Origin of the sequence: Massilia glaciei (genome assembly GCF_003011895.2) — a bacterium.
Lineage (GTDB): Bacteria > Pseudomonadota > Gammaproteobacteria > Burkholderiales > Burkholderiaceae_D > Telluria_A > Telluria_A glaciei.
In genome coordinates, this window is record NZ_PXWF02000172.1 from 1 (window position 1) to 2,236 (window position 2,236).

At 53.4% G+C, this 2,236-nt stretch carries 3 protein-coding genes; 2 read left to right on the forward strand and 1 reads right to left on the reverse strand.

All coding sequences use genetic code 11. The features are described from left to right. Nucleotides 1–270 (forward strand): tyrosine-type recombinase/integrase (locus tag C7C56_RS29780; protein WP_370660198.1); only part of this gene is annotated, 270 nt, incomplete at its 5' end. Here the strand turns inward: C7C56_RS29780 and C7C56_RS29785 are convergent. After that, nucleotides 245–445, reverse strand: a complete 201-nt coding sequence (locus tag C7C56_RS29785) for a helix-turn-helix transcriptional regulator (protein WP_267874684.1) — start codon at nt 443–445, stop codon at nt 245–247. The two genes, C7C56_RS29780 and C7C56_RS29785, sit on opposite strands and share 26 nt — an antisense overlap. 174 nt (nt 446–619) lie before the next feature. On the opposite strand from C7C56_RS29785, the gene C7C56_RS10810 reads away from it, so the two are divergent. Continuing rightward, a protein-coding gene (locus tag C7C56_RS10810) for an IS3 family transposase (RefSeq protein ID WP_219933136.1) occupies nt 620–1,797 on the forward strand; the annotation gives its coding sequence in 2 pieces (ribosomal slippage) (nt 620–887 and nt 887–1,797; 1,179 coding nt in all). Nucleotides 1,798–2,236 lie beyond the last annotated feature (439 nt).

The following is a 2,236-nucleotide window of genomic DNA, read 5'->3' on the forward strand; positions in this document are numbered from 1 at the left end:
GGTCACGTTCGCCGAAATACGCATCTACGACGTATGGGGAGGGGCGACATTACTGTGCACGGTTTTCGCTCGACCTTTCGTGACTGGTGCTCGGAGGCGGAAGGCAATTCTTTTCCGCGTGAGGTTTGCGAGCACGCGCTTGCGCATAGTCTGCCCGACAAGGTGGAGGCCGCTTACAGGCGAGGCGATTTGCTGGAGAAACGCATCCTCCTGATGCAGTCGTGGGCCGACTATTGCTCTTCATTCAAGTCTTCGATCCGGTCCTGCTAGCGATTATGCATGCATGCACCCATTGTTCCACTTCGCTCTTTACCCATGCGGAAGAGCGGCCCTGCAATTTGACGGGTTTCGGGAATTCGCCTTTCGCGATCGCCTCGTACACGCTGGTTCGCGATCTGCCGCAAATTAGCAATACTTCTTTTAGGCGTATGAATCTGATGTTCACCGGTTGGACGGGGGTTCGGCGCAATCCACCCAAGATAAGTAAATAGTGCCTATCAGCAAGGCTTAAGCGTCATAGGTTTATGAGGCTTCGCACCCGCCTTTCTCGGTTTGTGCTGTGGTCTAATTTGCCCGGACACCTCAATAGGTGGAAAATCCACCCAACGAGGAGTATTACATGGCAAGAAAGCGTAAGACGTTCGACCCCAGCTTAAAACTGGAGGTCGTCCGCATGATCAAAGAACAGGGCCTGAGCGTGCAACACGTCAGCCAGACAATGGACATTGGCCCGACCGCGATTCGTCGCTGGTTAGAGCAGTACGGCGCAGAGCAAAATGGCCAGCCAGGAATTGGCAAGCCATTGACGCCGGAGCAGCAGCGTATCCGCCAGCTGGAGCAGGAAAACCGCCAGCTGAAGGGAGATGTTGAGATATTAAAAAAAGCATCGGCCTTCTTTGCCCGCGAATTGAAATGAGCTACCAGCTCGTTCAGCAGCTGCAAAAGGAGGCCACCTCAGTCACACAATGTTGCCGCGTCCTGTCGGTAAGTCGTTCCGGTTATTACGAAGCACAGCGTCGTTCTGCTAAGCCGGTTTTATGCAAAGCAAGCGTCCACCTGAAGGCCGCATTCACGGCTAGCCATCAGAGCTACGGCAGCCGGCGCTTGGTGACCGCGATGAAAAATCAAGGCATCGAGATCGGGCGCTACAAGGTTCGCAGTTTGATGCGGAAGGCTTCGTTAAAGCCTGTCGGGAAGCGTAAATTCATCCATACGACGGACAGCAAGCACGACTTGCCTGTTGCCGCCAACGTGCTTAACCGGCAGTTCAATCCGGTGGCGCCAAACATGGCATACGTCTCGGACATCACGTACATCCGCACCGGCGCCGGATGGCTGTATCTGGCTATCGTATTGGACCTGTACGCCCGCCGGGTCGTCGGCTGGGCCATGGCGCCAAGCATGCCTGCAAAGCTGGTCTGTGACGCCCTAAACATGGCGATCCAGCAGCGGCGGCCAGCCCCTGGCTTGATCGTGCATTCGGATCGAGGAAGCCAGTATGCCAGTGAGCTCTACCAGGACCTGCTGGACGAGCATGGCTTCGTTTGCAGCATGAGCAGGAAAGGCAACTGCTGGGACAATGCAGTTGCTGAACGCTTCTTCCTGAACCTCAAGATGGAGCGGGTTTGGCAGCGCCAGTACGCTAACCATACCGAGGCCAGGAACGACGTCGCCGACTACATCGTCAGCTTCTATAACTGTGAACGACTAAACTCAGCATTGGGCAATCTGCCGCCCACCGTCTACGAGCGGAAAATGGCAGTGCAAGAACCTATTGTTGTGTCCGGAATTACTTGACCACCGCACACATTCCAGGGTGAGTGATCAAGGACGTTGCTATCGGGCGGCATATTTCCTCTTGTCAATTTGTAAAAATTAAACTAAGCTGTTAGAAATTTTTTAAATGGCAATATTCAGTCGAAATGCTGCTGTTCAGTTTGTGTTCGCCCCGCTATAAAGTTACGCGCTTTCCAAAAAATATTATCCTCTTCACTGTATGCCCGCTGCGTGATACGTGCCTGTGACCGGTGCGCGCAAGCAACCAATTAAAGGACTTGAAGAACTTATGCAAAAATTAAACCGATTGTGGAGAGTTTTAACGGATGGAATTTCGCGGAGGATGAAGCAACCCGTTTTCCGAACTTTGTTACGAGATACTATCGTGGCCTTGATGCTCGTTAGTGGCGCGGGTATGAGTGGCGCCGGGACCGAAACCAATCCACCGGACTTAAGCGCA